The organism is Roseobacter cerasinus (assembly GCF_009811755.1).
Classification (GTDB): Bacteria; Pseudomonadota; Alphaproteobacteria; order Rhodobacterales; family Rhodobacteraceae; genus Roseobacter; species Roseobacter cerasinus.
The window spans coordinates 1-5,513 of record NZ_BLIV01000018.1 but is presented as its reverse complement, the minus strand read 5'-3'; the positions used below and the strand labels follow the sequence as shown (position 1 = coordinate 5,513).

Annotated in this window: 9 protein-coding genes; all 9 read left to right on the top strand. The window is 44.8% G+C overall.

What is annotated here, in order from left to right:
- The coding region (locus So717_RS22860) for a replication endonuclease (RefSeq protein WP_000327188.1) at nucleotides 1–648 on the top strand (648 nt) is incomplete at its 5' end.
- Nucleotides 581–733, top strand: coding sequence for a hypothetical protein (locus So717_RS22855; protein WP_435988044.1), 153 nt, complete (start codon nucleotides 581–583; stop codon nucleotides 731–733). The genes So717_RS22860 and So717_RS22855, both read left to right, overlap by 68 nt.
- Nucleotides 666–905, top strand: a complete 240-nt coding sequence (locus tag So717_RS22850; RefSeq protein WP_016670801.1) for a phage DNA packaging protein C — start codon at nucleotides 666–668, stop codon at nucleotides 903–905. The genes So717_RS22855 and So717_RS22850 overlap by 68 nt, the downstream gene beginning before the upstream one ends.
- Nucleotides 902–1,360 (top strand): scaffolding protein D, encoded by a 459-nt coding sequence (locus So717_RS22845; protein WP_000084700.1) that lies wholly within the window; start codon nucleotides 902–904, stop codon nucleotides 1,358–1,360. The genes So717_RS22850 and So717_RS22845 overlap by 4 nt, the downstream gene beginning before the upstream one ends.
- Nucleotides 1,360–1,476 (top strand): phage DNA packaging protein J, encoded by a 117-nt coding sequence (locus tag So717_RS22840; RefSeq protein WP_000033471.1) that lies wholly within the window; start codon nucleotides 1,360–1,362, stop codon nucleotides 1,474–1,476. The genes So717_RS22845 and So717_RS22840 overlap by 1 nt, the downstream gene beginning before the upstream one ends.
- A 36-nt stretch (nucleotides 1,477–1,512) precedes the next feature.
- Nucleotides 1,513–2,796, top strand: a complete 1,284-nt coding sequence (locus tag So717_RS22835; RefSeq protein WP_000065572.1) for a major capsid protein — start codon at nucleotides 1,513–1,515, stop codon at nucleotides 2,794–2,796.
- Nucleotides 2,797–2,906: 110 nt separating this feature from the next.
- Nucleotides 2,907–3,434, top strand: coding sequence for a hypothetical protein (locus tag So717_RS22830; protein ID WP_000487867.1), 528 nt, complete (start codon nucleotides 2,907–2,909; stop codon nucleotides 3,432–3,434).
- Nucleotides 3,435–3,442: 8 nt separating this feature from the next.
- The gene (locus tag So717_RS22825) at nucleotides 3,443–4,429 is read left to right on the top strand and encodes a Minor spike protein (RefSeq protein WP_000466547.1); all 987 of its coding nucleotides are present in this window, start codon (nucleotides 3,443–3,445) and stop codon (nucleotides 4,427–4,429) included.
- Nucleotides 4,430–4,453: 24 nt separating this feature from the next.
- On the top strand, nucleotides 4,454–5,513 hold a 1,060-nt coding region (locus tag So717_RS22820), incomplete at its 3' end, for a replication endonuclease (RefSeq protein WP_498049708.1).

Here is a 5,513-nt window from a genome sequence, read left to right as displayed (position 1 = left end):
TGGCCTTATGGTTACAGTATGCCCATCGCAGTTCGCTACACGCAGGACGCTTTTTCACGTTCTGGTTGGTTGTGGCCTGTTGATGCTAAAGGTGAGCCGCTTAAAGCTACCAGTTATATGGCTGTTGGTTTCTATGTGGCTAAATACGTTAACAAAAAGTCAGATATGGACCTTGCTGCTAAAGGTCTAGGAGCTAAAGAATGGAACAACTCACTAAAAACCAAGCTGTCGCTACTTCCCAAGAAGCTGTTCAGAATCAGAATGAGCCGCAACTTCGGGATGAAAATGCTCACAATGACAAATCTGTCCACGGAGTGCTTAATCCAACTTACCAAGCTGGGTTACGACGCGACGCCGTTCAACCAGATATTGAAGCAGAACGCAAAAAGAGAGATGAGATTGAGGCTGGGAAAAGTTACTGTAGCCGACGTTTTGGCGGCGCAACCTGTGACGACAAATCTGCTCAAATTTATGCGCGCTTCGATAAAAATGATTGGCGTATCCAACCTGCAGAGTTTTATCGCTTCCATGACGCAGAAGTTAACACTTTCGGATATTTCTGATGAGTCGAAAAATTATCTTGATAAAGCAGGAATTACTACTGCTTGTTTACGAATTAAATCGAAGTGGACTGCTGGCGGAAAATGAGAAAATTCGACCTATCCTTGCGCAGCTCGAGAAGCTCTTACTTTGCGACCTTTCGCCATCAACTAACGATTCTGTCAAAAACTGACGCGTTGGATGAGGAGAAGTGGCTTAATATGCTTGGCACGTTCGTCAAGGACTGGTTTAGATATGAGTCACATTTTGTTCATGGTAGAGATTCTCTTGTTGACATTTTAAAAGAGCGTGGATTACTATCTGAGTCCGATGCTGTTCAACCACTAATAGGTAAGAAATCATGAGTCAAGTTACTGAACAATCCGTACGTTTCCAGACCGCTTTGGCCTCTATTAAGCTCATTCAGGCTTCTGCCGTTTTGGATTTAACCGAAGATGATTTCGATTTTCTGACGAGTAACAAAGTTTGGATTGCTACTGACCGCTCTCGTGCTCGTCGCTGCGTTGAGGCTTGCGTTTATGGTACGCTGGACTTTGTAGGATACCCTCGCTTTCCTGCTCCTGTTGAGTTTATTGCTGCCGTCATTGCTTATTATGTTCATCCCGTCAACATTCAAACGGCCTGTCTCATCATGGAAGGCGCTGAATTTACGGAAAACATTATTAATGGCGTCGAGCGTCCGGTTAAAGCCGCTGAATTGTTCGCGTTTACCTTGCGTGTACGCGCAGGAAACACTGACGTTCTTACTGACGCAGAAGAAAACGTGCGTCAAAAATTACGTGCAGAAGGAGTGATGTAATGTCTAAAGGTAAAAAACGTTCTGGCGCTCGCCCTGGTCGTCCGCAGCCGTTGCGAGGTACTAAAGGCAAGCGTAAAGGCGCTCGTCTTTGGTATGTAGGTGGTCAACAATTTTAATTGCAGGGGCTTCGGCCCCTTACTTGAGGATAAATTATGTCTAATATTCAAACTGGCGCCGAGCGTATGCCGCATGACCTTTCCCATCTTGGCTTCCTTGCTGGTCAGATTGGTCGTCTTATTACCATTTCAACTACTCCGGTTATCGCTGGCGACTCCTTCGAGATGGACGCCGTTGGCGCTCTCCGTCTTTCTCCATTGCGTCGTGGCCTTGCTATTGACTCTACTGTAGACATTTTTACTTTTTATGTCCCTCATCGTCACGTTTATGGTGAACAGTGGATTAAGTTCATGAAGGATGGTGTTAATGCCACTCCTCTCCCGACTGTTAACACTACTGGTTATATTGACCATGCCGCTTTTCTTGGCACGATTAACCCTGATACCAATAAAATCCCTAAGCATTTGTTTCAGGGTTATTTGAATATCTATAACAACTATTTTAAAGCGCCGTGGATGCCTGACCGTACCGAGGCTAACCCTAATGAGCTTAATCAAGATGATGCTCGTTATGGTTTCCGTTGCTGCCATCTCAAAAACATTTGGACTGCTCCGCTTCCTCCTGAGACTGAGCTTTCTCGCCAAATGACGACTTCTACCACATCTATTGACATTATGGGTCTGCAAGCTGCTTATGCTAATTTGCATACTGACCAAGAACGTGATTACTTCATGCAGCGTTACCATGATGTTATTTCTTCATTTGGAGGTAAAACCTCTTATGACGCTGACAACCGTCCTTTACTTGTCATGCGCTCTAATCTCTGGGCATCTGGCTATGATGTTGATGGAACTGACCAAACGTCGTTAGGCCAGTTTTCTGGTCGTGTTCAACAGACCTATAAACATTCTGTGCCGCGTTTCTTTGTTCCTGAGCATGGCACTATGTTTACTCTTGCGCTTGTTCGTTTTCCGCCTACTGCGACTAAAGAGATTCAGTACCTTAACGCTAAAGGTGCTTTGACTTATACCGATATTGCTGGCGACCCTGTTTTGTATGGCAACTTGCCGCCGCGTGAAATTTCTATGAAGGATGTTTTCCGTTCTGGTGATTCGTCTAAGAAGTTTAAGATTGCTGAGGGTCAGTGGTATCGTTATGCGCCTTCGTATGTTTCTCCTGCTTATCACCTTCTTGAAGGCTTCCCATTCATTCAGGAACCGCCTTCTGGTGATTTGCAAGAACGCGTACTTATTCGCCACCATGATTATGACCAGTGTTTCCAGTCCGTTCAGTTGTTGCAGTGGAATAGTCAGGTTAAATTTAATGTGACCGTTTATCGCAATCTGCCGACCACTCGCGATTCAATCATGACTTCGTGATAAAAGATTGAGTGTGAGGTTATAACGCCGAAGCGGTAAAAATTTTAATTTTTGCCGCTGAGGGGTTGACCAAGCGAAGCGCGGTAGGTTTTCTGCTTAGGAGTTTAATCATGTTTCAGACTTTTATTTCTCGCCATAATTCAAACTTTTTTTCTGATAAGCTGGTTCTCACTTCTGTTACTCCAGCTTCTTCGGCACCTGTTTTACAGACACCTAAAGCTACATCGTCAACGTTATATTTTGATAGTTTGACGGTTAATGCTGGTAATGGTGGTTTTCTTCATTGCATTCAGATGGATACATCTGTCAACGCCGCTAATCAGGTTGTTTCTGTTGGTGCTGATATTGCTTTTGATGCCGACCCTAAATTTTTTGCCTGTTTGGTTCGCTTTGAGTCTTCTTCGGTTCCGACTACCCTCCCGACTGCCTATGATGTTTATCCTTTGGATGGTCGCCATGATGGTGGTTATTATACCGTCAAGGACTGTGTGACTATTGACGTCCTTCCCCGTACGCCGGGCAATAATGTTTATGTTGGTTTCATGGTTTGGTCTAACTTTACCGCTACTAAATGCCGCGGATTGGTTTCGCTGAATCAGGTTATTAAAGAGATTATTTGTCTCCAGCCACTTAAGTGAGGTGATTTATGTTTGGTGCTATTGCTGGCGGTATTGCTTCTGCTCTTGCTGGTGGCGCCATGTCTAAATTGTTTGGAGGCGGTCAAAAAGCCGCCTCCGGTGGCATTCAAGGTGATGTGCTTGCTACCGATAACAATACTGTAGGCATGGGTGATGCTGGTATTAAATCTGCCATTCAAGGCTCTAATGTTCCTAACCCTGATGAGGCCGTCCCTAGTTTTGTTTCTGGTGCTATGGCTAAAGCTGGTAAAGGACTTCTTGAAGGTACGTTGCAGGCTGGCACTTCTGCCGTTTCTGATAAGTTGCTTGATTTGGTTGGACTTGGTGGCAAGTCTGCCGCTGATAAAGGAAAGGATACTCGTGATTATCTTGCTGCTGCATTTCCTGAGCTTAATGCTTGGGAGCGTGCTGGTGCTGATGCTTCCTCTGCTGGTATGGTTGACGCCGGATTTGAGAATCAAAAAGAGCTTACTAAAATGCAACTGGACAATCAGAAAGAGATTGCCGAGATGCAAAATGAGACTCAAAAAGAGATTGCTGGCATTCAGTCGGCGACTTCACGCCAGAATACGAAAGACCAGGTATATGCACAAAATGAGATGCTTGCTTATCAACAGAAGGAGTCTACTGCTCGCGTTGCGTCTATTATGGAAAACACCAATCTTTCCAAGCAACAGCAGGTTTCCGAGATTATGCGCCAAATGCTTACTCAAGCTCAAACGGCTGGTCAGTATTTTACCAATGACCAAATCAAAGAAATGACTCGCAAGGTTAGTGCTGAGGTTGACTTAGTTCATCAGCAAACGCAGAATCAGCGGTATGGCTCTTCTCATATTGGCGCTACTGCAAAGGATATTTCTAATGTCGTCACTGATGCTGCTTCTGGTGTGGTTGATATTTTTCATGGTATTGATAAAGCTGTTGCCGATACTTGGAACAATTTCTGGAAAGACGGTAAAGCTGATGGTATTGGCTCTAATTTGTCTAGGAAATAACCGTCAGGATTGACACCCTCCCAATTGTATGTTTTCATGCCTCCAAATCTTGGAGGCTTTTTTATGGTTCGTTCTTATTACCCTTCTGAATGTCACGCTGATTATTTTGACTTTGAGCGTATCGAGGCTCTTAAACCTGCTATTGAGGCTTGTGGCATTTCTACTCTTTCTCAATCCCCAATGCTTGGCTTCCATAAGCAGATGGATAACCGCATCAAGCTCTTGGAAGAGATTCTGTCTTTTCGTATGCAGGGCGTTGAGTTCGATAATGGTGATATGTATGTTGACGGCCATAAGGCTGCTTCTGACGTTCGTGATGAGTTTGTATCTGTTACTGAGAAGTTAATGGATGAATTGGCACAATGCTACAATGTGCTCCCCCAACTTGATATTAATAACACTATAGACCACCGCCCCGAAGGGGACGAAAAATGGTTTTTAGAGAACGAGAAGACGGTTACGCAGTTTTGCCGCAAGCTGGCTGCTGAACGCCCTCTTAAGGATATTCGCGATGAGTATAATTACCCCAAAAAGAAAGGTATTAAGGATGAGTGTTCAAGATTGCTGGAGGCCTCCACTATGAAATCGCGTAGAGGCTTTGCTATTCAGCGTTTGATGAATGCAATGCGACAGGCTCATGCTGATGGTTGGTTTATCGTTTTTGACACTCTCACGTTGGCTGACGACCGATTAGAGGCGTTTTATGATAATCCCAATGCTTTGCGTGACTATTTTCGTGATATTGGTCGTATGGTTCTTGCTGCCGAGGGTCGCAAGGCTAATGATTCACACGCCGACTGCTATCAGTATTTTTGTGTGCCTGAGTATGGTACAGCTAATGGCCGTCTTCATTTCCATGCGGTGCACTTTATGCGGACACTTCCTACAGGTAGCGTTGACCCTAATTTTGGTCGTCGGGTACGCAATCGCCGCCAGTTAAATAGCTTGCAAAATACGTGGCCTTATGGTTACAGTATGCCCATCGCAGTTCGCTACACGCAGGACGCTTTTTCACGTTCTGGTTGGTTGTGGCCTGTTGATGCTAAAGGTGAGCCGCTTAAAGCTACCAGTTATATGGCTGTTG